The sequence below is a fragment of the Loktanella sp. S4079 genome, from assembly GCF_000967725.1.
Lineage (GTDB): Bacteria > Pseudomonadota > Alphaproteobacteria > Rhodobacterales > Rhodobacteraceae > Yoonia.
On record NZ_JXYE01000002.1, the window covers coordinates 280,928 to 303,554 of the forward strand.

Here is a 22,627-nt window from a genome sequence, read left to right on the forward strand (position 1 = left end):
AACATACTTTGAAAACAAGGCGCGACCTGCTTGCGAATCATCGCGATGCAGGGTTGATTCGACGCTAACCGAATCAGCCGAATCATTTCGGCTTGGAAACGATGACTTTGAAAGGGCCCCTTGATGGCTGCGAAAGACAACGACGATCGTAAGAACGCCGACCAAGACGGTGATATCAGCCTTGATATGAGCCAAGCAGCGGTCAAAAAGATGATCGCTGATGCGCGCGAACGGGGTTACATCACTTACGATCAGTTGAACCAGGTTTTGCCGCCAGAGCAGGTATCCTCAGATCAAATCGAAGACGTGATGTCGATGTTGTCCGAAATGGGCATTCAGGTCACCGAAGAAGAGGAATCCGAAGAGACCGAAGAACCACAAGGCAGCACAGAGGTTGCGACAGTTGGCGGGTCTCGTGAGGTCGCTATCGGTGGTGCCGAGGCCGAAAAGCTAGATCGCACCGATGATCCCGTGCGCATGTACCTGCGCGAGATGGGCAGTGTCGAACTGCTGAGCCGTGAGGGCGAAATCGCCATTGCAAAGCGGATCGAGGCCGGGCGTAACACCATGATCCTCGGGCTTTGCGAGAGCCCGCTGACCTTCCAAGCGATTACCATCTGGCGCGACGAATTGCTGTCAGAAGACATTCTGCTGCGCGACGTTATTGATCTTGAGACCACATTTGGAAATCAAATGGGTGACGAGGAAGAAACCGTCGTTGCCGCACCTGTCGCCGGGACACCTGAAAAAGTGCAAAAGGCCCAAGAGCTGGATGCCGACGGTAACCCCATCGCCAAAGACGACGAAGACGACGATGAAGATCAGGCCAACATGTCGCTGGCTGCAATGGAAGCGGCGCTCAAGCCGCGCGTGCTTGATACGCTTGAGGTGATCGCACGTGACTTTGCCACATTGTCAGACATGCAAGACGCGCGGATGTCTGCGACTCTAAACGAAGATTCTTCGTTCTCGGAAAAGCAGGAAAAGAAATATCAAAAGCTGCGTTCTGAAATCGTTGAGTTGGTGAACTCGCTTCACCTGCACAACAACCGGATCGAGGCGCTGATCGACCAACTTTACGGGATCAACCGTCGTATCATGTCTATCGACAGTGCGATGGTGAAACTGGCTGACCAAGCCCGGATTAACCGTCGCGAATTTATTGACGCCTACCGTGGTCGCGAACTCGATCCCAACTGGCTGGATGAAATGTCCGAAAAATCCGGTCGTGGTTGGCAGATGCTGATCGAACGCTCAACTGATAAAATCGAAGAGTTGCGCGGCGATATGGCCCAAGTCGGCCAGTATGTTGGTGTCGACATCACCGAATTCCGCCGCATCGTGCAGCAGGTTCAAAAGGGTGAGAAAGAGGCGCGTCAGGCCAAGAAAGAAATGGTCGAAGCCAACCTGCGTCTCGTGATTTCGATCGCCAAGAAATATACAAACCGTGGCCTGCAGTTCCTTGATCTGATCCAAGAAGGTAACATTGGCCTGATGAAGGCGGTCGATAAGTTCGAATACCGCCGCGGTTATAAATTCTCGACCTATGCGACTTGGTGGATCCGTCAGGCGATCACGCGTTCAATCGCGGATCAGGCGCGCACCATCCGTATCCCAGTGCATATGATCGAAACGATCAACAAGCTGGTTCGGACAGGTCGCCAGATGCTGCACGAAATTGGCCGCGAACCGACGCCAGAGGAACTCGCAGAAAAGCTGCAAATGCCTTTGGAAAAAGTTCGCAAGGTCATGAAAATCGCGAAAGAGCCGATCTCACTCGAAACGCCAATCGGCGACGAGGAAGATTCACAGCTTGGCGATTTCATCGAAGACAAAAACGCGATCCTGCCGCTGGATTCTGCCATTCAGGAAAACCTGAAGGAAACCACGACACGGGTGCTGGCGTCACTGACCCCACGCGAAGAACGTGTCCTGCGCATGCGCTTTGGTATCGGTATGAACACCGACCACACCCTCGAAGAAGTCGGCCAACAGTTCAGCGTGACACGCGAACGTATCCGGCAGATCGAAGCAAAAGCGCTGCGTAAGCTGAAACACCCAAGTCGAAGCCGGAAGCTACGGAGCTTCTTGGATCAGTAGTAGAAAAGACGCCTCCGGAAACGGGGGCGTTTTGTTTGACAGCATTGCGGGGTTAAAGTGACGCGTGTTTTCTGATGACTTTGTGAACTTTCTAAATGCAACATTCACCTTTTTGGGTGACTGGGGCTTGTTGTTGTTGATCGTATTGTCTCTTCTTATTGCTGGCACCGAAAAATATGATTTTTGGCAGGTCAAAAACCAAGAGAAACGCCAGACTGAGTGGCGAAGTCATTCGAAATATGACGAGCCTGTACAGGACGTGATACGACGGCGTTCTAAAGAAATGTATCGTCCTACTGAACAAGTCGACGTTGCGCCGTATGATGTAGTTTACGATTTTGCTCGGACGTGGAAAACTCGTATTGAAGCAGTCCCCGAATGCTTTGTACTGGAAAACTCCATCCTGAAACTACACTATTTCGAACAGTGTTTCTGTGATGGAGGTAAAGGTTATTCCCATTTTTGGAGACACATTGATTTTTACAGTTTGTCTGAAAGCTACGTAGACGTATTTAGGTTGGTGGGACTGCCTGAGATTGCGAACACCTTAAAAAGAGATGCGGAGTATCAGCATTCAAAACGAAGAATTTACCAAAGTATATTGCTCACGGGTGCTACCGAAGAAGAAGCGGAGAACGATCCACGAATGTTTCAAGGTGATGAGTTTTCGAACCTTTACCGCGAGAATTGCGAAAATCAGATTATTAAAGAAGCCATCAATAGCCACCTACTAAAGTCTTATTCTTCGGGGCAGCATGTTGGTTCAAGTTTAGCATGCCACCCTGACACGGAGCACTGAAATTTCGAACGCACTTGTAGTTCAGGTTCAAAATTACATATCCAGCCTAGTTCAGTAAAATCGCGCAATCTTATCCATTGGCTTTTTATACTTCGCTATCTCCGGCACTGTCGCTGTTTTTGCGGCGTGGCCGACGGTGAGGATCATTACCGGCTTTTCTGAATCTGGTCGGTCCAACGCCGCGTTCAGGAATTTCATCGGGTTTGGTGTATGCGTCAGGCAGGACAGCCCCGCGTTATGCAGCGCGGCGATCAGGAAACCGGTCGCGATGCCGACGCTTTCAGGGACGTAGTAGTTTTTGTAGCGCGTCCCGTCGTCGAACTCTCCCCACCGTTGGGCAAAGATCACAATGTGCCAAGGCGCGGTGGTCAGGTGTGGTTTGTCTGCGTTCGTGCCAATCGGTTCAAGCGCCTTGATCCATTCATCACTGGCCCCGCCATCGTAGAATTTGCGCTCTTCTTCTTCAGCTTCTGCCCTGATGCGTGCCTTAAGCGCCGGGTCAGACACAGCCGCAAAGAACCATGGTTGATGGTTCGCGCCAGAAGGGGCGCTGCCCGCAGTCATGATACAGTTTTCGATGATGACGCGCGGCACCGGTCGGTCGGAAAAGTCGCGGATCGAATGGCGTGTGGCCATAAATTCCCGAAATGCAGTGGCCTTGGCTTTGGCTTCGGTGTCCGTGATGTTCGGGCGATCGGGCAGGGGGACTGCTGTGTAGGTCATCTTTTCTTTTGCGAACATCGCGGGTTCCTCACCTGTTTTGGCAAAGCTAACCAGCAAAGGAACCCTGTTGGCAAGGGGGCGGCACCAAGTGACCCCACCGGGACCGCTTGGCGCAAGGCGTTAGGAATTGAGCGCGGCGCGCACGGTGTCCGCGATGGATGTGGTCGGGCGACCAATAATGCGCGAGAGTGTTTTGCTGTCGTCGAACAATGCGCCCTTAGCCGCTTGTGCGTCGCTGTCAGCCAACACCTGAGCAAACCCTTCGGGAAGGCCCGCATCAATCAGCGCGGCTGTAAACGCCTGCTGTGGCATGTCCGTATAGTCAATGGCTGTACCTGTGAGATCGGTGATCACTTTGGCGTATTCGGCGAGGGTGAAGCCGGTGTCACCCGCGAGTTCGAGGGTTTCTCCATCATATCCACCCTCTAAGACCACCGCGGCGGCGCTCGCATAGTCATCACGGCTGGCGGTCGAGAACTTACCTTCAGCGGCTGCTCCAAAGTGCTGACCAAGTTGAATATCTTGCTGCAAGGTCATCGTTAGGTTCTCTGAATACCAGCCATTGCGCAAAACGGTGCGTTTAATACCGCTCTGCGCGAGCGCCTCTTCGGTGTATTTATGTTCGGCAGCGAGCGCCATTGCGCTATCCTGGGCGTTCAAGATCGAGGTATAGGCGACAAAATCAACACCCGCGTCTGACGCGGCGGTGATCACGTTACCATGTTGGCGGGGGCGTTCGCCGACTGCGCTGGATGAAATCAACAAAAGGCGGTCGATTCCGTCAAATGCCGTGCGCAGGCTATCGATGTCATCATAATCGGCGCGGCGTGTTTCGATACCCTTGGCGGCGAATGCTTTGGCCGCATCGTCCGATCTAACGAGGGCGACGATTGACTCTTTGGCAACGCGATCTGACAGGTGATCGACGACTAATTGTCCTAACTGTCCAGATGCGCCAGTAACCATATAAGTTGTCATGTTCTTTTCCTTTTGGTTTCGAATCGAATATAGGTCTCAGATAGAGACCTTTGATGAACTCCGTAAGGAGGCAGGTTTTTGTGAAAAGGTTACACAGAGGGAACCATCATGCGTGATCTGAATGCTGACAGGTTGGAACACTGGCAGGCACAGGGTTTTGATCTAAACAACTGTCCGGTGCGCGTGGTTCTTGATCACGTGGCCGCAAAATGGACGACGCTTATATTGCTCGAGCTATGCAAAGGCCCGCAGAGATTTAACGCCATAGGTCGGGCATTGCCGGATATTTCGAAGCGGATGTTAACCCAATCACTACGTGATCTAGAGCGTGACGGCATGGTGAACCGGCGTGTTTTTGATACCAAACCGCCAAGCGTTGAATACAGTCTGACCGATATGGGGCGATCATTTTTGGTTCCTCTTGAGCAGCTTATCGACTGGGCCGATGATCACATCAGTGCAATTCAAGAGGCACGTGAAAAATTTGATCACGGATAGCTGTGCAGCTACGCGCAACCCAGAGGCCGTTTGTGCAGATTGAACGGAAGGGCGGCGTGCTTACCTCGAAGTCAGAGAGGGGATTGTCCGATGCGTCATCAAGCTGTCACACCGCTAACCGTTACATTTGCTGTCTTACTCGCGTCTTCGCTGCATGGATATGCGGTAGAGCCTGCGCCGCATATGTTGTCAGAGCTGGAAAGCGACGCTTTGCTAGATCATCAGGCGGAACAGACTGCCGAGGTTTGCGAGATGGAAATTCTGCCGGATCCCAGCAGTGCCGATGCGATCCCTTCGGGCGAATGTCACGCGGTTGGTTTCTAGCGCAAAGCTGACTTGCACGTGCTCGAGATTGGTCGCACATTGCGCCTTATGCAGACAGTATTTCAGATTTCCACGCGTGGCCCGGGCCTCTATGAATTCACCAATGATGTAAACGATTGGGTTCAAGGCGCCGGATTACTTACACTTTTTGTGCAGCACACTTCGGCCAGTTTGCTGATCCAAGAGAATGCGGATGCTGAGGTGCGGGTGGATATGCAAAACTTTTTCCATCGATTGGTCCCGCCAACGACCGATCCTAGCATGTCTTATCTGACCCATACATATGAGGGGCCAGATGACATGCCCGCGCATATCAAGGCTGCATTGTTACCTGTTCAGCTAAGTATTCCGGTGTCCAATGGCCGGCTTGCACTGGGGACGTGGCAGGGCATTTACTTGTTCGAACACCGAGATGCCCCGCATCGGCGGCGCGTCGTTGCCCATCTATCAGCCTAGAAGTGAGTCCCTTGGGTCACGGTTTTGCGCTGTATCTAGCGTTTCAAATTGCCCTCTACCCAAAACCTACGGAGCTTCATATAGTGCCTGTGGATAACTGGGCGACACGCCCAAGTGCTAGCTGACAAGGACCGGACATGCGTTGCCCCTTTTGCGGAAATGTTGACACTCAAGTGAAAGATTCTCGACCAGCAGAAGATCATTCTGCTATTCGGCGTCGTCGTTTATGTCCGGCCTGTGGTGGGCGGTTTACCACGTATGAACGTGTGCAGTTGCGCGATCTGGTGGTGATTAAGACCAATGGGCGTCGCGAAGACTTCGACCGGCCGAAATTGGAGCGCTCTATTCGTATCGCATTGCAAAAGCGCCCCGTCGAACCTGATCGTATTGATCAGATGATTAGCGGCATTGTGCGTCGCCTTGAAAGCCTTGGCGATACGGACATCCCGTCCGGCACAATTGGCGAGATCGTGATGGAAAGCCTCGCACGGATTGATACCGTCGCCTATGTACGCTTTGCCAGCGTGTATAAGAATTTCCAAGCTGCGGATGATTTCGATAAATTCGTGAGCGAGTTGCGTCCTGACGCGCTGCCAGAAGAGTGACCAACCAAACTGACGCCCGATATATGGCGATTGCCCTAGGGCTGGGGCGACGTGGGATGGGACGTGTTTGGCCCAACCCGGCTGTAGGCTGCGTGATCGTCAAAGACGGCATTATCATTGGCCGTGGTCGCACGGCTGATGGGGGGCGTCCGCATGCAGAGGTCGCGGCGTTGGCGCAGGCGGGATCATTGGCGCGTGACGCAACGGCATATGTGACGCTCGAACCCTGCTCGCATATTGGGAAAACCCCGCCCTGCGCCAATGCGCTGATCAATGCGGGCATTTCGCGTGTGGTGATTGCCTTGGGTGATCCTGATCCGCGGGTGTCTGGGCGCGGGATTGCCATGCTCCAAGACGCTGGGATTGCGGTAACGACTGGAATACTCGCGGAAGAAGCGCAGCGGGATCACGCTGGTTTCTTAATGCGGATCACCGAAAATCGCCCCTTTGTGACGCTTAAGCTCGCCGGGACTGTCGATGGCCGCATCGCCACGGCAACGGGCGAAAGCCAGTGGATTACAGGGCCTGATGCGCGTCGCGCTGTTCACATGATGCGGGCCCGTCATGATGCCGTTATGGTCGGTGCGGGAACGGTACGTGCCGATGATCCGACACTTACGGTACGGGGGCTTGGCATTACGCGCCAACCTGTGCGTGTGGTGGTTTCGCGCGGCGTCAAAATCTCCCCCGATTGCAATTTGGGACGCGGGGCGCGTGATGTGCCGGTTTGGCTGTGCCACGGCAAGAACAGCGATGTGACGCCTTGGCTTGATCAGGGTGCGCTCAGCTTGCCCTGTGGTATCTCAGCGGGGCAAGTTAACCCACATGATGTGATGTCGGCGCTTGCCGGACAGGGGATCACGCGGGTCTTTTGCGAGGGCGGCGGGATGCTTGCCGCGTCGCTGTTAAATGCTGGGCTTGTTGATGAGCTAGCGGTCTTTACGGCGGGGATGGCAATTGGTGCCGAAGGCACGCCATTGCTCGCCGCGATGGGCGTTGATCGTCTCGCGCATGCGCCAAAGTTTCAGCTAAAATCGGTGCAACCGATCGGTCATGATGTTTTGCATCGTTGGCAACGTGTTTAGCGTCGCCAGAGTGGGGCGAAACTCGCAAATAATCCTTGGGCTTTGGCAACAATCCGGTTCATCCGACCGGGCGCGGGGATGTCGTTGTTTTCCAGCCGGTCAACGACGACTTCGACGGGGCAGGGCAGCTGCGTCATGGGGTCATAGTAGCGCGGGTAGGCAATCAATGTGGCATGCGCCAATGCGATTATATCCGGTCGTGCGACCCGTCGCGCAATCGGAACCGAACGATCATCGGTCAGCCCCCAGCCTGCGTAAAAAGGCATGCCCAAACAGGTTACCTTTTTACCGCGCAATAGGGCCTCAAACCCGATGAGTGACGTCATGGTCCAAACCTCATCCACATGATCGAGCGCAGCAATTGGATCGGTGTCGTCCAAAACAACATCCGCCCACTCATGTGCGTTTGTAAGTGCGCCGGGACGTAGGCCGGTTTCGACATCTGGATGGGGTTTATAGCCGATAATCGCAGCGGGATTTGCATCGCGTGCCGCCTTGAGCAGGGCGGCGTTGCTGGCGATGTTGGTGCATCCTTTCTTGATCGATGCATCGTCTTCGACCTGTCCGGGGACAAGGATGCGCCGCCCCTTTGGCAGGTCAATCGGGGCAGGGCGGCTGAGGTTATATTTTGATAAATGCGCGTCGATAATACGCTGGATGAGCGCAGCACTGCGGGCGCGTTCTGAGGCGCTAAGGGACTCTGACTTATTGATCAACGCTTCGAGTTTGCTTTCACGGGTCGCGTCATAATAAATGCCGCGATCATCCAAAACGAGGCTCATTGGCGCGATCAGATCGGCGCCCAAACCGCGCGAGCGTAAAAAGCCGTCCTCTGCCAGTACGGCATCGGTTGCACCTGTGTTTGCCCATCGCATCAGCTGGCGGTTCTTGCTCCGCGCTTTGGTTGTGGCAGAGTTTCCTTTGGCAAAGATCAGCCTTTGGTGGCTGCCAAAGAATTTTTGCAGTGGCGTGCGTTTCCATGGGCGCATATCGGCGGCGACCCAACCTTGATGATCCTCACGCCATTCGCGTGTTGTAGCTGTTAATGTGGCTGCGGCCTCTTCAAAACTGCATAAACGGTCATGAAACGGATCATACCATTTGGGATAGAGCAGCATCGCACCGGCAAAAAGCTGCGCGCGCGATAGGTTGCGTTGGCGTCGCTGGAGTGGTGCCCGATCTTCGGTCAGCCCCCACCCCATATAGAAGGGCTGCCCGAAGACGATGGGTTTGTGGCCTGCGAGGATGGCTTCGAACCCGAGCTGAGAAGAAACCGTGTAGACCGCGATTGCACCCTCCATTAGCGCCCAAGGCGAGATCGGATCATCGCAAAGGCGAATGCGGTCGTTCTCGTCTTCTTGGGTAAAATACCCCTCACGATGCCCCAGCCGCGTCTCTGGATGTGTCTTTATCACGATCCTTGCGGTGGGGTGTTCTGTTTGTGCGTAATACAGCATCTCGCGAAAGCTATTGCTGTCGCATCCGCTGGCTTTGATGGAAGCATCTTTGCGAGTTTGATCGATAATCAGCACATAACCCGGTTCGGGTGCGGGTAATGCAGGATCGAAATTCGTGTATTTCGACAGATGCCCTGATTTGAGCATTTCAATCCCGGCACGCGCACGATCCAATAGGGCAGTATCATCAAGAGGATGCTCAGCCAAAATCACTTCGAGATCTGATTTCTGAGAGGGGTCGAAATGGACCGCGCGTGTGTCGATGTTGAGCCCGATTGGGTCTGACCCTTCGCGCCCCGGTCGGACTGAACGTAGAAAACTATCCTCGACCCGGATGATTGGCGCATCCCTAAGGGCTGCAACACGTTCGCCGCGCGGTGCTGTCGGGCTATGACCCCAAACGCCAATCTTGTCTCCTTCTTGTGGCAAGCCTAGGCGAATATCATAGCCGGACAGTTCAAGAATACGCTTCGTGCGTCCCTGCGTCAGGAAGCCGCCATTATAGACGTAAAGGTTCGCGCGGGGGCTGTCGGTTGTCATCGGGTTATTTACTCACAAAAGTCGTGCGGGTGCGATCACCTACCTCGTAGGGGCCGTGATCGGCTAGCATTTTGTCAACGAGTTGGCGCAGCAATTGCCGGCGCCCCTTTGTCGAGTAGAACCCACCGGGGATCTGGCTGGTTTGAAGTAGAAACTGCCGATAGTCCCGATAGGCGCGTGCGTCAGGTTGCGACGGGGCGGCAAAGAAATCGGCAAGCTGCTGGTCCGAAATGAATTCGGGTTTTCCATAGACCGCGGTGCCAAAAATCTTGAGCGGGATACCGCGCCAGAGCGCCTGTTGCCCGGCCGTGGAATTGACTGTGACGGCGCTTTTGGCGTGATCCAATAAGGTGGCAAGTTTGCCACCCGCAACATAGTGGACCCGCGACGACACTGCGCAGTTGCCTGCGATTTCATGGATAAGTCGACGCACGGGCGATTGCCCACTCTCAAGCGGGTGCCCCTTAAAGACCAAATGATGGTGCGCAGGTGCACCTTCGGCGAACCCGTTGATGACCAGTTCAAGAAAAGCACGAATATCTGTGAATGGTGAATGCGCTTGAAAGCTGGCGTCATGTTCGAGCTGAAGCAGGGCAATATGGTAGGGATAGCCGCCTGATCTGATACGATGGGTGGCATTGGCGCGCTGCATCGCCAGAAATGGCATCAAAAGCAGGCGCTTGGAATACAATGCCGCTTCACGCCGGATCGAGAGCGCCCGATGGGGGCGAAAATTCGGGTAGTTCTTGTTCCGGAACATAACGAACCAGTGATAAAGCGCCCCGTAGAAAATATGCTGGCGCATATCCCCCCAATGCGATGGTGGGGTTGGAATGTCAGAGGCGCTTTGGGCAATACGTTCGCGCATTTGCGGAACTGTGATCTGCATCAGGTCGGAATGCCCATTGCTGCCACCGCGTTCATAAGTCACCCAGTAAGGGCGCATGTACCCTTCCTCGAACACATGAACACGCAGGCCGAATGCCTTGGCTTGGTGGACGGCCTCGGCGTGGATGGGACGTGTGTCACCATACATAACGATGTCAGTGATCTGGTGTTCTCGTATCAGTGAGTCCAGAGTGTCGGCCCAATCGGCAGTAGCGCCCCGATAAGGAATATACTGCGCTGCGCCGCGCCAAAATGCGCGATCACCCGCATTAAAACCAACCCGATAGACTCCAACACCTGCCGCCAAAAGCATCTTGCCCAATTGGCGAAAAAATGGGCCGTGGGGGCCTTGTAGGAATAAAAAGTTTCGCGCCATCGTCATATGAACCAGCTATACGCCTCTCTTGTCAAAGAGGTAAGCGGGTTCGACAAGGATTTCTTGCGCGTGGGTCGCTTGCTTGCGGCTGTGTCACGGGCTAGGTCATGGTGTGTCACACCGAAAGGAATTGCTTATGTTTACCGGAATCATCACAGACATTGGCGAAATTATTGGGTTGGAACAACGCGGTGATTTGTTGGCCCGTATCGCGACAGATTACGACGTTGACGGTATCGACATTGGCGCGTCAATTGCATGCAATGGTGTTTGCCTTACGGTGATCGCCTTGGGGAAAGAGCCACGCAATTGGTTTGACGTTGAGATTTCAACAGAAACGGTTGCCGCGACGAATGTCGGCGAATGGGTTGTTGGGCACCACTTGAACCTTGAGAGGGCGCTGAAGATCGGTGACGAGCTGGGAGGGCATATTGTCTCTGGGCATGTTGATGGTGTGGCGCAAGTGATTAGCATCCGCGATGAAGGTGATAGCACCCGTGTCACCTTTCGCGCACCACCAAAACTGGCAAAGTTTATTGCGCCCAAAGGGTCGGTTGCACTGAACGGGACATCCCTGACAGTGAACGAAGTCGATGGAAGCGATTTTGGCATCAACTTTATTCCACATACCAAAGTTGCAACGACATGGGGCCGCGTGTCCGAGGGTGACCTGATCAACATCGAGATTGACACGATGGCACGCTATGTCGCGCGCCTTCAGGAATTCGCATGATGCCCGGTATTGGCCATAACTCGGGCCGTGTCGTTGAGCCGGGTCAATCCTGGCGCAAGCACGTTTGGACCAAAGCGCGAAAAACCCTGATGCCGACGCTGCCGATCGAGGTGGTTCGCCTGCGCGTGAAACGTGCTGCAGAGCTGGGTCTGCCCTACAAGACCTATGCGGGCATTCGGGCAAGTACGGGGCACGATTTGATCGGGTTCATGTTTTCGACGAACGCACTGCAGGTGATGCGTGACGGGCAGGCGATCCCGCATGATCGCAGGGAAAAACTGGATCAAACCGTTGCGACAGCACGTGTCGTCCTGACACATCGGCCTGTGTCACCAGCCTATATGGCGGACCTCGGGCAAATCGATCGCGCCTACGAAGCACCAGCTTTTGGCCAAAGCTGGGCTAAGACCCGAGATTATTTTGCGCAAATCACGCGTCGCGAGAATGTGCCAGCTGACCGTTATGTGTTGGTCGGAGACACTGGGATCGAACGAGGATGGTGCGAAGCTGGAAAGCTGGCAGGGTATCTCACTGCTGAAAGCTACTTTGAGCCGCAGGTGGGTTAAAACCCACCCTACGTGCTATTGCTGCGCGTGATGACAGCCGTAGGGTGGATCTTGATCCACCTCACCATTTAATTCGATAGCGCGGCTATCCGAACAGACAAACTTGCGGGGATACCCATGAGCCAAAGCTTTGAGACACCGGGACCAGTTGAGCGGGATTGGTCAACTGCCATAAGCAAGATTGAAGACATCATCGAAGATGCTCGCAACGGCCGCATGTTCATTCTGGTCGACCATGAAGACCGCGAAAACGAGGGCGACTTAGTTATTCCCGCGCAGATGGCGACGCCGGATGCTATCAATTTCATGGCGACACACGGACGTGGGTTGATTTGTTTGACGCTTCCGGGGGCGCGTATTGACGCGCTCGGGCTGCCTTTGATGGCCTCACATAATTCGTCACGTCACGAAACGGCTTTTACCGTTAGCATCGAAGCACGCGAAGGTGTGAGCACGGGGATTTCGGCACATGACCGCGCCCGCACAGTTGCCACGGCTATTGACGCCTCCAAAGGTGCAGCGGACATTGCGACACCCGGCCATGTTTTCCCGCTGCGCGCGCGTGAGGGCGGGGTTTTAGTCCGTGCTGGGCATACAGAAGCCGCAGTAGATATATCCCGATTGGCAGGCCTCAACCCTTCTGGGGTAATTTGTGAAATCATGAAAGAAGACGGCGAGATGGCACGTTTGCCTGATCTTGTCGCTTTTGCGCAGCGCCATGGGCTTAAGATCGGGACGATCAGCGACTTGATCGCCTATCGGCGTCGGCACGACAATTTGGTACGTGTCCGCGCGGTTAAACAAATCCAGTCCGAGTTCGGTGGCGATTGGGAAATGCGCATTTACACCGATGAAACCCAAGGGGCAGAGCACATCGCCCTGGTCAAGGGTGACATCTCCACCGACGATCCCGTGCTCGTGCGCATGCACGCACTTGACCCGATCCTTGATATTGTCGGAGGCGGTCCAAAGGGGCGGCGGAATGAATTTGGGGACGCGATGAATGTGATTGCCCAAGAAGGACGAGGCGCGCTCGTCTTGCTGCGCGATCTGCATATGCAAATTGAATTGGATGAGGAAACCTCTCCGCAGACGCTGCGCCAATATGGTTTGGGGGCGCAGATTCTTAGCACGCTTGGTTTGCATAAAATTGAACTGCTCACCAATTCACCGATGCCCAAGGTCGTCGGCCTAGAGGCCTACGGATTGGAAATCACAGGAACTCGCAAAATCTCGGAGATCGGATAATGGCCGGACCTTCTCACTACATCATTCCACTGCCTCAATTTGAGAAGCCGGTGAAAATTTTGATCGTGGCCTCGCCTTACTACAAGGATATCTCGGATCATCAGATCTCGGGCGCAACGGCAGAAATCGAAAAAGCGGGCGGTACGTGGGAAATTGTTGAAGTTCCGGGCGCATTGGAGATTCCAACCGCCATTGGGATCGCCGAACGTCTCAGCAATTTCGACGGATATGTTGCACTTGGTTGCGTCATTCGGGGTGAAACCAGCCACTATGATACTGTTTGTAATGACAGTTCTCGGGCGTTGCAGTTGTTGGGACTTCAGGGTGTTTGTATCGGCAATGGGATTTTGACGGTTGAAAATCGTGATCAGGCCGTTGTCCGCGCGGACCCCGCCGAGATGAATAAAGGTGGCGGTGCCGCTGCTGCAGCCTTGCACCTTGTCGCGCTCGCCCGTAAATGGGGCGAATCTGACAAACCGGTAGGCTTCACCCAGGAAATTCTGCTGGCTGGTAACACAAGCGGCAAGACAACAGCATGACCATTTCGAACAACCAACTGCGTAAAATGAAATCTGCCGCACGGTTCTACGCCGTGCAGGCTTTGTTTCAGATGGAAGCATCAGGGCAAACCGTCGATCAGGTGATCCGCGAATTTGAAGATCACCGTTTTGGCGCGACCTATGATGATGCTGAAATGATCGAAGGCGATCTGAAAACGTTCCGGAGCCTGATGGAAGCTGCGGTGAACGAACAGGCGGCAATTGATCAGATGACCGACCGCGCGTTAGTTGCAAAATGGCCCATCGCGCGGATCGACCCAACGTGCCGCGCGCTATTCCGTGCTGCTGGTGCAGAGTTCAAGAATGGCCAAACCCCGCCAAAGGTTGTGATCAGCGAATTTGTATCGGTGTCAGAGGCATTTTCGCACGACCCCAAAGAGCCAAAGTTCGTCAACGCAGTGCTTGATCACATGGCGCGAGAGGCACACCCAGACAAGTTCTGATCTATGCCTACAGAAGGTAGGTCGGCGCATACCTTGAATTTGGTCCCATTTGGACACAGCTTAGCACTATAAAGGAGCGAGCAATGTCTGAAGAACAACACCATGCCGAGCGACCAGAGGCGTTATTTAAGCTGCGCCGAGAATTCCGTAATGCTGGATATGTGCTGATCGCGCTGGGCGCATTGGCGATCCTTTTTCCACTATTCTTTTCGATCGCAGCCAAGGTTCTTCTTGGTTGGCTATTTCTCTTGACCGGGGCCGCGCTCCTTTATCATGCGTTTCAGGCAAAACATTGGGAATCCGCCCTTTGGAGCGGTGCTATCGCTGTTATGCACCTCGCCTTGGGTGTCTATCTCGCGTTCTTTGCCTTGACCGGGTTGATTGGGCTGACGATCTTGCTTGGGGGCGCGCTGTTGATCCAGGGGATGCTCGAGACCTACATCGCTCGGCAGCATCGTGGCCGGGCTGGGGCACGCTGGCTGGTGGCAAATGGCGTGATTACGCTCTTGCTTGGTGTCTTGTTAATTGTGGGATTACCTGGAACGGCGCTTTGGGCGATTGGCGTGATGCTCGGCGTGAACTTCCTGACCACGGGATTGGCCTTGGTGATTTTGGCAAATCACGTTTCTGATCAATAAGAATGGTAAGGTGGCGAGAACCGCGGCAGCCGTAAGGGTAGCTAATCCTGAGGACCTGTATGTACAGGTGGGTGCCAGGTAAACTGACCAGGGTCAGAACAGAGCCAGCCCCCTAGGATTTGCTTAAGGCCGCTGGATTTGTACCCGGGACAACGAGAAGCGCAGAAACCCGCCGAGGCAACAGGTAGGTGCGATTGAGGTCTAGGGCAAGTGCCTGCCCAAAGAATTATTCTTCGATGTCACCTTTGATCAGCCAGCCGTTTGGCCCAACCATCTCAATCGGGGCATAGGCGAGCAATAGCCGTTCCGCACAGCCAACCATGATGAGCGCCATAGAAACCTCGTAAACGGTGATACCTTGGAAAAGTGACATTCATTGCTCCTTCGTGGTTCCTTTGATTTATGAAGGCCAAAACAGACGAAAAAGTGACAGATTTCATGGTAATTCACCAATGATCCCGCGTCATTTGCCTTATTTGGAACATAAACTTTGCTGCCCGGCGCATTGTCCAATCGGCGGCAATTTGCTTAGTGGTTGGAATTTATAACAAAAAAGCGGTTTGTTGCTCATGTGTGGGTAAATTGCTGTGAAATAAGGTTAATTGTTGCCTGCAAGGCTGGTGGTGGTGGCGCGACGATTTCACGTGACGAATCTATGTTGATTTTTGTTCACTAATTGTTCACATTTAGCGCATGCCCGATGAACAAATTGAAAATGCCCAAATGCTGGGCCAGATTTTGGCCCGTGGTGTTTGTCGTCACTTGCGCAGTCATGATTTCGTCAGTGTCGAAGAGTTGGTACCCACCAAAGGTTTGCGTGTGGATGTCATGGCCTTGGGGCCAAAGGGCGAGATTTGGATCATCGAATGCAAATCGAGCCGCGTGGACTTTATGTCCGACAATAAATGGCAGGGGTATCTTGATTGGTGTGATCGGTTCTTTTGGGCAGTGGACACCGATTTTCCAACCGAAATCTTGCCCGACGGCACTGGATTAATCTTGGCTGACGGCTATGGCGCCGAGATCATTCGCATGGCGCCAGAGGATAAACTGGCGGCAGCACGGCGCAAGGTAATGACGCAGAAATTTGCAAGGCACGCGGCGATCCGTGCCCATGCTGCGCGTGATCCGCGTTTTAAGCCCGTTTTGTAAGCGCGCGAGCGGCAATTGCTGCGGCGCGGATTTCTTCGGCAATTTCGTCGGCTTCTTCCGCTTCGAAATCCATTGGAATTTCCACGCCACCTGCTTCGATAAAGATTCGCACCATACCTTGGTCGGTTGGTCCGATTTGCATGTTGGCTTCGATGTCGCGTTCGCTGTTGATACCCATAACGGTCCCCCTGTTCCTTGTTTTTCCTACATGTGCAGTGCCCCAGATGGCAAGGGTTCAAAGGTATTGCTGTAATGTCCAAAAGACTGGTGAGTTTTCGATCAGAAGGTATTGCATTCATCGGAAGGGGTCGCTAAATCAAGCCTCGTTGCCGCCTTAGCTCAGTTGGTTAGAGCACTGGTTTGTGGAACCAGGGGTCCCCCGTTCGAGCCGGGGAGGCGGTACCATCCTCAATCACTTTACTGCCTGATATGCCGAAGCTTGATATTTTCGTGCCAATCACGCAAACCCCACGCAATCTGACCCGTCGCTGCCTCCGGCGGGAGTATTTTTCCCAAAGCGAGGGGATGTCGTACCATGTCTGACGTAATTGTTTTTGAGATTCAGGCGAATCCTCCTGCGCGATTGGATAAGGCGCTTGGACGCGATGTCCCGGCAGAGGCGGCATTGAGCCGTTCACGCTTGTCAAAGTTGATTGCTGAGGGCGCTGTGACGATCAATGGGGATGTGGTTACCGATCCGCGTCACCGCGTAGCCGAAGGTGCTTTGGTGAAAGTCGCGGTCGCACCTGCAGACGAAAGCCATATATCAGGCGAAGATATTCCGTTGGACGTCGTCTATGAAGATGATGATCTGATTGTGATTAATAAGCCGGCGGGTATGGTGGTGCATCCTGCGCCCGGAACGCCCAGCGGTACGTTGGTGAATGCCCTGATCCATCACTGTGGTGATAGCTTGTCAGGTGTCGGTGGTATGAAGCGACCAGGTGTCGTGCACCGGATCGATAAGGAAACGACAGGTCTGTTGGTTGCGGCAAAGTCTGATCGTGCCCATCATCATTTGGCGGAACAATTCGCGGCCCATAGTGTTGAACGTCGCTACCTAGCGGTGTGTTACGGTGTGCCTGATGCGAACGATCCGCGCTTGCGGGGGATCAAGGGGACGTCGTTTGAGCCCGGCAATATTCTGAAGGTGCAGACCTTTCTTGGCCGTCACAAGACCGACCGTCAGCGTCAAGCTGTGTCATTCACAGGCGGGCGTCACGCAGTAACGCGTTCGCGTATTGTTGCGGCGCTTGGTCAGCCTGCCTGCGCCGCGCTGATCGAGTGCTGGCTGGAAACGGGCCGGACGCATCAGATTCGTGTTCACATGGCGCATTGTGGGCATGCGTTGATCGGTGATCCGACCTATGGCGGGCGTCGTAAATTGTCGCCCAAGGTCGTGGGCGAGGCCGGCGTTACTGCTGCGGCGGGTTTTGATCGTCAGGCGTTGCATGCCGCGACATTGGGATTTGAGCATCCGGTGACAGGCGAATTCATGCAGTTTGAGGCGGAGTTACCCAAAGATATGCAAGAGCTGCTTGCGTCGCTTGGGTATAAGGGCTGAAATATTTAGTCCCATGTGCGTGAGCGCACGTAAAACACCCTCGCAATACTAAACTGAACGGTTCATATTAAATTCAAGGAAAAATCGCGGATCATACTTGAAACGCCGCGTTTTGGTTCCCATATCCATGTTAAGCCTTTAAACATTAGGAGGGCAGAGACAGTGAGCAATTATAAGAATCTACCAGCGCCAACCCCAGAAGGTGGCCTGAATCGTTATATGCAAGAAATTCGTAAGTTCCCGATGCTGGAACCAGAAGAAGAATACATGCTGGCTAAGCGCTGGGTCGACCACGAAGACACGGACGCTGCGCATAAAATGGTGACGTCTCACCTGCGTCTGGCTGCAAAGATCGCAATGGGATATCGCGGCTACGGTTTGCCACAGGCCGAGGTGATCTCTGAGGCGAATGTTGGCTTGATGCAGGCGGTCAAACGCTTTGACCCGGAAAAAGGGTTCCGTCTGGCGACATATGCCATGTGGTGGATCCGTGCATCTATTCAGGAATATATCCTGCGGTCTTGGTCGCTGGTCAAACTGGGTACGACCTCTGCGCAAAAGAAACTGTTCTTTAACCTGCGCAAGGCGAAATCGCGGATCGGCGCCTTGGAAGATGGTGATTTGCACCCTGACAACGTTAAGCGGATTGCGAATGACCTTGGTGTGACCGAGGACGAAGTGATCAGCATGAACCGCCGAATGTCAGGTGGTGACGCGTCGCTTAATGCGCAGGTCGGTTCCGAAGGTGAGGGGACCATGCAATGGCAAGATTGGCTCGAGGATGAAAGTGCCAATACTGCTGCCGATTACGAAGAGCATGACGAACTCGACGTGCGTCGTGAGCTGCTTGCAGAGGCGATGAGCGTTTTGAACGACCGCGAAAAGGATATTCTGGTGCAGCGCCGTCTTTCTGATGAGACTGTTACGCTTGAGGATTTGAGCGGCCAGTATGACGTTAGTCGCGAGCGCATTCGGCAGATTGAAGTGCGTGCCTTTGAAAAGCTGCAGGTCAAAATGCAGGAACTTGCGCGCGAACGCGGTATGTTGCCTGCCGCCTGATTGCTGCAACGCGTTGAAGTAATTGATCCCCGCTGGTTCGTCCGGCGGGGATTTTTGTTGGTGCATTGTGCCCGTTGCCTTTACGGCACTTAGCGCTAACATCGCGGCGAAGAGGAGAATTCGATGAAAGTTATTCGTTGGGGAATTTTGGGCGCTGCGAATTTTGCGCTGAATCACATGGGGCCGGCGATTCACGCCGCCAATGGGGCGCAGCTCGTGGCGTTGGCGACATCAAATGCCAGCAAGGCAGAGCCGTTCCGGGCTTTTGCGCCTGAGCTAAAGATCCATGAAAGCTATGATGCGCTACTTGCTGATCCAGAAATTGATGCCGTTTATGTGCCATTACCAAACCACCTGCATGTTGAGTGGACTGTCAAAGCACTTAGGGCCGGAAAACATGTTTTGTGTGAAAAGCCGATTGCCTTGTCCGACGCTGATTTTGATCAACTCATCGCGGCGCGTAACGAATCTGGCTGTGTCGCCGCAGAGGCGTTTATGATCGTGCATCATCCACAATTCACGCGCGCACAGGAACTGGTGCAATCAGGCGCAATCGGCGCGGTGCGCCACGTAGACGCGACATTCACCTACTTTAACGATGATGTTCAAAATATACGCAATCAGGCGCAGGCGGGCGGCGGAGGCTTGCGTGATATAGGTGTTTATACCTTTGGTGCAGCCCGATTTGTGACTGGACAAGAGCCAGTTGATATTCCCTATGCGCGGCTTGATCTTGAGAATGGGGTTGATGTCTTTGCGCAGGTTGCCGCGAATTTCCCGAGCTTTAGCTATTCGGCCGTTGTCTCAATGCGGATGTTTAATCGCCAGCAGGTGACATTTCATGGCGACAAAGGTGTGCTGCAGCTGACGTGTCCGTTTAATGCCAACGTCTTTGATCAGGCCGAACTTTTGCTGACTGTTGATGGGCGTGTCGTGACGACAGAGCGTTGGCCGGGCGTTAACCACTATGTCTTGCAGGTCGAAAACTTTGGTGAGGCCGTGCGTTCGGGTGGCGCGTATCAATGCCCACTTGAATTTTCGCGCGGAACGCAAAAAATGATGGATATGGTCTTTGCGGCAGGCGCAAAATAGGAGAACGGCATGACCGAGCACGAAAAGAGCGATGTAGAATCAGATTTCGAAAGCATTTGGATGCGACTGATTCATATGGTGATCATTGCTGTGCTGATGAGCATGGCGAGTTCTCTGCTTGGCTTGCTGACGGTGGCGCAGTTTGTGATCATGTTGTTTAAGAAGCGCGAGCCGAATGAACAGCTTGCCGAGATTGGCACCACCATGGGCGTCTGGATGGCAAAGGCTGCACGCTATCAAGTTGCCGCCAGCGAAGTGAAGCCTTGGCCTTGGACAGAGCTTGACTAATGCTATGTGGGCGCGCGGTGTTTTTTCTCTGCTGTTGCTGACGCAGGCCTGCGCGCGCCCCTATGAAATCGTCGTTCAGCCGCCGAGCGACGATGCGGTGATAGAGACCGTCTATTTAGCAACGCAACAAATCACAGCGCGCGAGGACGATCCAATACGTGTTGATCGTCCTAACGAGCCATCATTTGCGCATGTCGCGGTTGCGATTCCGCCAAACCATCGTCCGGGAATGGTCGAAGAAACCACCGCGCAAGCGCAGGGGTTTTCTGTAGCGGGATATGATCCGCTCACGCGCGAACAGTTCATTGCGCAGATACGTCAGGCCCCCGAGCGAGAGGTGGCGCTGTTTGTTCATGGCTACAATTCGACGACCACTGAGGCTGTCTATCGCTTTGCGCAAATGGGACATGATTTTGCGATTGATGATGTAAAGGCCGTGTTTTCATGGGCCTCGGCTGCTGCCCCAGGGGCTTATGTCTATGATCGCGATAGCGTGGTGTTTGCCCGCGATGATCTGACGGCCTTGCTGGCGCAAATCACCCATGACGCCCAAAAGCCGATCATGCTTGTGGCGCATTCCCTTGGTGCCCAGCTCACGATGGAGGCGATGCGTCAGCTAGCGATTGGCGGCCAACAAGACGTGCTGAATAACATCAGCGGGGTGGTCTTGCTTTCGCCGGATATTGATCCTGATATTTTCCGCAGGCAGGTCGACACGATCGGGCCGCGTGATGATCCCTATATTATTTTGACTAGTGGCAAGGATAGGGCGCTTCGATTATCTTCTTTTTTGATTGGCGGGCGTCCAAAGGTCGGACAGCTCAATGCCGTTGATGATGTCGCGGGGCTGAATGTTGTCATGATTGACCTCACAGACCAAGGCGATGGATCGCATGCGGACCACCTTGTTGCGGCGACCTCGGAAAGCGCGATAAGCATTCTCAGTCAAATCAAAGATCTGCCAAGCCTGAGGCGAAGCGGGTTATTGCTAGAGTAGATAATGCTTACCCTTTAGGTGCGTGGCTCACCGGATCACCGGGAGTTCACGCATCTAAGGCACTGATATGTCAGTAAATGGTGGGCGACCCTGGAATCGAACCAGGCGTGAGTCGCCTCGAGGGAGTTACAGTCCCCTGCCACACCTTGCGGCCTGTCGCCCACTGGGGGGCTGATTACCTGCGGCCCCATGCCCCGTCAACCGCAAAAGTGACGGAAATTGCGACAAGTCTTCACAGAGTTCGTTTTGTACGGTATCGCCCCTGCAAAACAGCCTTAGAAACGGATGCGAACGATGAAAAAGCCAAAGTGGGTCATTGCGAAAGAGCAAGGAAAACGCGCTGCCGCAAACGAAACAGTCTGGCTTTTTGGGCTGCATGCGGTGCGTGACGCGCTTGAAAACCCGAACCGGGTGAAATTGCGTCTGGTTGTGACACGTAACGCGCTCGAACGACTGGGCGATTCTGTGGCCAAGGGCGGGATTGAACCCGAAATCTCGGACCCACGTAAATTTGCAGCGCCTCTTGATCCGCAGTCGGTGCACCAAGGTGCCGCGCTTGAGGTAAAGCCGTTGGATTGGGGCAAGCTTGAGGATGTGGCATTGGGGGATGGTCCGCAGCCACCACGCATCGTGTTGCTGGACCGCGTGACAGACCCACATAACGTGGGGGCGATTCTGCGATCCGCAGAAGTTTTTGGTGCGCGCGCCGTTGTCGCTATGCAGCGTCATGCCGCCCCGGAAACTGGGGCGTTGGCCAAGACGGCCAGCGGTGCACTGGAGCGTCAGCCCTATCTGCGTGTACGAAACCTCGCGGACGCGATTATTGCGCTTCAGGATATGGGGTATTTGGTTTTGGGCCTTGATGGTGAAGCAGAACAAACGATCGAAGCCGCAGTTGATGGTAAACGTGATCGCGCGATTGCGCTTGTTATGGGGGCCGAAGGGCCGGGGCTACGCGAAAAGACCAGAGAGACCTGCGATGGGCTTGTGCGGATTGATTTCGTCGGCGGTTTTGGGTCGCTGAATGTTTCGAACGCCGCAGCGGTAGCACTTTATGCTGCGAAGGCTTAAGTAGCTTTTATGCCGGCGAATAAGATTGCGACATGTTGTTATTGTGGAACCCGTGCAGCCTTGCGTTTGCGCGGTTCTGACCGGCATGAGCTAAGCTGTTCAAATTGCGGTGCGCCGCTGAAGGCAATGAAAAATATTCCGCTGACGCCGGTACAGCCGACCGCGCCTGCGGCGACGCCCGCCCGCCCGGCCCAACCCAAACCAAAGAAACGCAAAGATAAGCGCAAGCCGTCGCGATTTGGCCGTCGTGTGTTTTCGAAGATCTGGGATGAGATTGAGGATGTTTTTGACGACATCTTTGATTAGGCGCAATGTGATCACAATTTGATGAGCGCCTCTTTTGTTAGGAAATTTGGGACATAGATTGGTATCGAAGGCGCGCAACTG

General features: G+C 54.1%; 27 protein-coding genes and 2 tRNA genes. 22 read left to right on the top strand and 7 right to left on the bottom strand.

Annotation, left to right across the window (positions count from 1 at the left end):
* Positions 1 to 123 precede the first annotated feature (123 nt).
* Together rpoD and TW80_RS02490 are read left to right on the top strand one after the other, a co-directional pair.
* Positions 124 to 2,100 (top strand): RNA polymerase sigma factor RpoD, encoded by a 1,977-nt coding sequence (rpoD, locus tag TW80_RS02485; RefSeq protein ID WP_045995778.1) that lies wholly within the window; start codon positions 124 to 126, stop codon positions 2,098 to 2,100.
* Between the two features lie 64 nt (positions 2,101 to 2,164).
* A complete protein-coding gene (locus TW80_RS02490) occupies positions 2,165 to 2,899 on the top strand; it encodes a hypothetical protein (RefSeq protein WP_157033193.1) in 735 nt (244 codons plus the stop codon).
* A 51-nt stretch (positions 2,900 to 2,950) separates the two neighbouring features.
* Here TW80_RS02490 and TW80_RS02495 read toward each other — a convergent pair whose 3' ends face one another.
* The gene (locus TW80_RS02495) at positions 2,951 to 3,640 is read right to left on the bottom strand and encodes a nitroreductase family protein (protein WP_045996958.1); all 690 of its coding nucleotides are present in this window, start codon (positions 3,638 to 3,640) and stop codon (positions 2,951 to 2,953) included.
* A gap of 102 nt (positions 3,641 to 3,742) precedes the next feature.
* A complete protein-coding gene (locus TW80_RS02500) occupies positions 3,743 to 4,600 on the bottom strand; it encodes an SDR family oxidoreductase (protein ID WP_045995780.1) in 858 nt (285 codons plus the stop codon).
* A 108-nt stretch (positions 4,601 to 4,708) separates the two neighbouring features.
* On the opposite strand from TW80_RS02500, the gene TW80_RS02505 reads away from it, so the two are divergent.
* The 5 genes from TW80_RS02505 (at position 4,709) to ribD (ending at position 7,568) form a co-directional block, all read left to right on the top strand.
* Positions 4,709 to 5,098: a winged helix-turn-helix transcriptional regulator gene (locus tag TW80_RS02505; protein WP_045995781.1), complete on the top strand. Its 390-nt coding sequence runs from the start codon at positions 4,709 to 4,711 to the stop codon at positions 5,096 to 5,098.
* Positions 5,099 to 5,188: 90 nt separating this feature from the next.
* A complete protein-coding gene (locus tag TW80_RS02510; RefSeq protein ID WP_045995782.1) occupies positions 5,189 to 5,422 on the top strand; it encodes a hypothetical protein in 234 nt (77 codons plus the stop codon).
* A 48-nt stretch (positions 5,423 to 5,470) separates the two neighbouring features.
* On the top strand, positions 5,471 to 5,878 hold the full coding sequence (locus tag TW80_RS02515) for a secondary thiamine-phosphate synthase enzyme YjbQ (RefSeq protein ID WP_045996959.1): 408 nt from the start codon (positions 5,471 to 5,473) through the stop codon (positions 5,876 to 5,878).
* 137 nt (positions 5,879 to 6,015) lie between these two features.
* Positions 6,016 to 6,483, top strand: coding sequence for a transcriptional regulator NrdR (gene nrdR / locus TW80_RS02520; protein WP_045995783.1), 468 nt, complete (start codon positions 6,016 to 6,018; stop codon positions 6,481 to 6,483).
* Positions 6,480 to 7,568, top strand: a complete 1,089-nt coding sequence (gene ribD / locus TW80_RS02525; RefSeq protein ID WP_275041298.1) for a bifunctional diaminohydroxyphosphoribosylaminopyrimidine deaminase/5-amino-6-(5-phosphoribosylamino)uracil reductase RibD — start codon at positions 6,480 to 6,482, stop codon at positions 7,566 to 7,568. Before nrdR ends, ribD begins: the two co-directional genes overlap by 4 nt.
* Here the strand turns inward: ribD and TW80_RS02530 are convergent.
* Both TW80_RS02530 and TW80_RS02535 read right to left on the bottom strand, forming a co-directional pair.
* Complete coding sequence (locus TW80_RS02530) at positions 7,565 to 9,565, bottom strand: capsular polysaccharide biosynthesis protein (protein WP_045995785.1); 2,001 nt, start codon at positions 9,563 to 9,565, stop codon at positions 7,565 to 7,567. The two genes, ribD and TW80_RS02530, sit on opposite strands and share 4 nt — an antisense overlap.
* A gap of 4 nt (positions 9,566 to 9,569) precedes the next feature.
* Entirely contained in the window at positions 9,570 to 10,835 is a 1,266-nt protein-coding gene (locus TW80_RS02535) for a capsule biosynthesis protein (RefSeq protein WP_045995786.1), read from the bottom strand.
* A gap of 130 nt (positions 10,836 to 10,965) precedes the next feature.
* Here TW80_RS02535 and TW80_RS02540 point away from each other — a divergent pair, with 130 nt between their 5' ends.
* The 6 genes from TW80_RS02540 to TW80_RS02565 all read left to right on the top strand — a co-directional run bounded on the left by TW80_RS02540 (position 10,966) and on the right by TW80_RS02565 (position 15,017).
* On the top strand, positions 10,966 to 11,562 hold the full coding sequence (locus tag TW80_RS02540) for a riboflavin synthase (protein WP_045995787.1): 597 nt from the start codon (positions 10,966 to 10,968) through the stop codon (positions 11,560 to 11,562).
* Complete coding sequence (locus tag TW80_RS02545; protein ID WP_045995788.1) at positions 11,559 to 12,128, top strand: hypothetical protein; 570 nt, start codon at positions 11,559 to 11,561, stop codon at positions 12,126 to 12,128. Before TW80_RS02540 ends, TW80_RS02545 begins: the two co-directional genes overlap by 4 nt.
* 117 nt (positions 12,129 to 12,245) lie before the next feature.
* Entirely contained in the window at positions 12,246 to 13,376 is a 1,131-nt protein-coding gene (gene ribB, locus TW80_RS02550) for a 3,4-dihydroxy-2-butanone-4-phosphate synthase (protein ID WP_045995789.1), read from the top strand.
* Positions 13,376 to 13,915 (top strand): 6,7-dimethyl-8-ribityllumazine synthase, encoded by a 540-nt coding sequence (locus tag TW80_RS02555; RefSeq protein ID WP_045995790.1) that lies wholly within the window; start codon positions 13,376 to 13,378, stop codon positions 13,913 to 13,915. Before ribB ends, TW80_RS02555 begins: the two co-directional genes overlap by 1 nt.
* On the top strand, positions 13,912 to 14,379 hold the full coding sequence (nusB, locus tag TW80_RS02560) for a transcription antitermination factor NusB (RefSeq protein ID WP_045995791.1): 468 nt from the start codon (positions 13,912 to 13,914) through the stop codon (positions 14,377 to 14,379). Before TW80_RS02555 ends, nusB begins: the two co-directional genes overlap by 4 nt.
* Positions 14,380 to 14,462: 83 nt before the next feature.
* The gene (locus tag TW80_RS02565) at positions 14,463 to 15,017 is read left to right on the top strand and encodes an HdeD family acid-resistance protein (protein ID WP_045995792.1); all 555 of its coding nucleotides are present in this window, start codon (positions 14,463 to 14,465) and stop codon (positions 15,015 to 15,017) included.
* Between the two features lie 226 nt (positions 15,018 to 15,243).
* On the opposite strand, the gene TW80_RS18255 is transcribed toward TW80_RS02565, so the two are convergent.
* Entirely contained in the window at positions 15,244 to 15,390 is a 147-nt protein-coding gene (locus tag TW80_RS18255; RefSeq protein ID WP_204218463.1) for a hypothetical protein, read from the bottom strand.
* 320 nt (positions 15,391 to 15,710) lie between these two features.
* Between TW80_RS18255 and TW80_RS02570 the strand changes: the two genes are divergently transcribed.
* Complete coding sequence (locus TW80_RS02570) at positions 15,711 to 16,169, top strand: MmcB family DNA repair protein (RefSeq protein ID WP_045995793.1); 459 nt, start codon at positions 15,711 to 15,713, stop codon at positions 16,167 to 16,169.
* Here TW80_RS02570 and TW80_RS02575 read toward each other — a convergent pair.
* The gene (locus TW80_RS02575; protein ID WP_045995794.1) at positions 16,153 to 16,347 is read right to left on the bottom strand and encodes a DUF6324 family protein; all 195 of its coding nucleotides are present in this window, start codon (positions 16,345 to 16,347) and stop codon (positions 16,153 to 16,155) included. The genes TW80_RS02570 and TW80_RS02575 overlap by 17 nt on opposite strands.
* 150 nt (positions 16,348 to 16,497) lie before the next feature.
* Between TW80_RS02575 and TW80_RS02580 the strand changes: the two genes are divergently transcribed.
* The 6 genes from TW80_RS02580 (at position 16,498) to TW80_RS02605 (ending at position 21,169) form a co-directional block, all read left to right on the top strand.
* Positions 16,498 to 16,574 (top strand) — tRNA-His (locus tag TW80_RS02580).
* 130 nt (positions 16,575 to 16,704) lie between these two features.
* The gene (locus tag TW80_RS02585) at positions 16,705 to 17,733 is read left to right on the top strand and encodes an RluA family pseudouridine synthase (protein WP_045995795.1); all 1,029 of its coding nucleotides are present in this window, start codon (positions 16,705 to 16,707) and stop codon (positions 17,731 to 17,733) included.
* 162 nt (positions 17,734 to 17,895) lie between these two features.
* Positions 17,896 to 18,792, top strand: a complete 897-nt coding sequence (gene rpoH, locus TW80_RS02590) for an RNA polymerase sigma factor RpoH (RefSeq protein ID WP_045995796.1) — start codon at positions 17,896 to 17,898, stop codon at positions 18,790 to 18,792.
* A gap of 123 nt (positions 18,793 to 18,915) precedes the next feature.
* Positions 18,916 to 19,884: a Gfo/Idh/MocA family protein gene (locus TW80_RS02595; protein ID WP_045995797.1), complete on the top strand. Its 969-nt coding sequence runs from the start codon at positions 18,916 to 18,918 to the stop codon at positions 19,882 to 19,884.
* A 9-nt stretch (positions 19,885 to 19,893) separates the two neighbouring features.
* A complete protein-coding gene (locus TW80_RS02600) occupies positions 19,894 to 20,172 on the top strand; it encodes a DUF4389 domain-containing protein (protein ID WP_045995798.1) in 279 nt (92 codons plus the stop codon).
* Entirely contained in the window at positions 20,165 to 21,169 is a 1,005-nt protein-coding gene (locus TW80_RS02605) for an alpha/beta hydrolase (protein ID WP_157033194.1), read from the top strand. The genes TW80_RS02600 and TW80_RS02605 overlap by 8 nt, the downstream gene beginning before the upstream one ends.
* A gap of 78 nt (positions 21,170 to 21,247) precedes the next feature.
* Here TW80_RS02605 and TW80_RS17985 read toward each other — a convergent pair.
* Positions 21,248 to 21,331: transfer RNA gene (locus tag TW80_RS17985), tRNA-Tyr, on the bottom strand.
* Positions 21,332 to 21,463: 132 nt separating this feature from the next.
* Here TW80_RS17985 and rlmB point away from each other — a divergent pair.
* Together rlmB and TW80_RS18525 are read left to right on the top strand one after the other, a co-directional pair.
* Positions 21,464 to 22,240 (top strand): 23S rRNA (guanosine(2251)-2'-O)-methyltransferase RlmB, encoded by a 777-nt coding sequence (rlmB, locus tag TW80_RS02610; RefSeq protein WP_045995799.1) that lies wholly within the window; start codon positions 21,464 to 21,466, stop codon positions 22,238 to 22,240.
* 9 nt (positions 22,241 to 22,249) lie between these two features.
* Positions 22,250 to 22,546, top strand: a complete 297-nt coding sequence (locus TW80_RS18525; RefSeq protein ID WP_045995800.1) for a hypothetical protein — start codon at positions 22,250 to 22,252, stop codon at positions 22,544 to 22,546.
* The last annotated feature ends 81 nt before the right edge of the window (positions 22,547 to 22,627 follow it).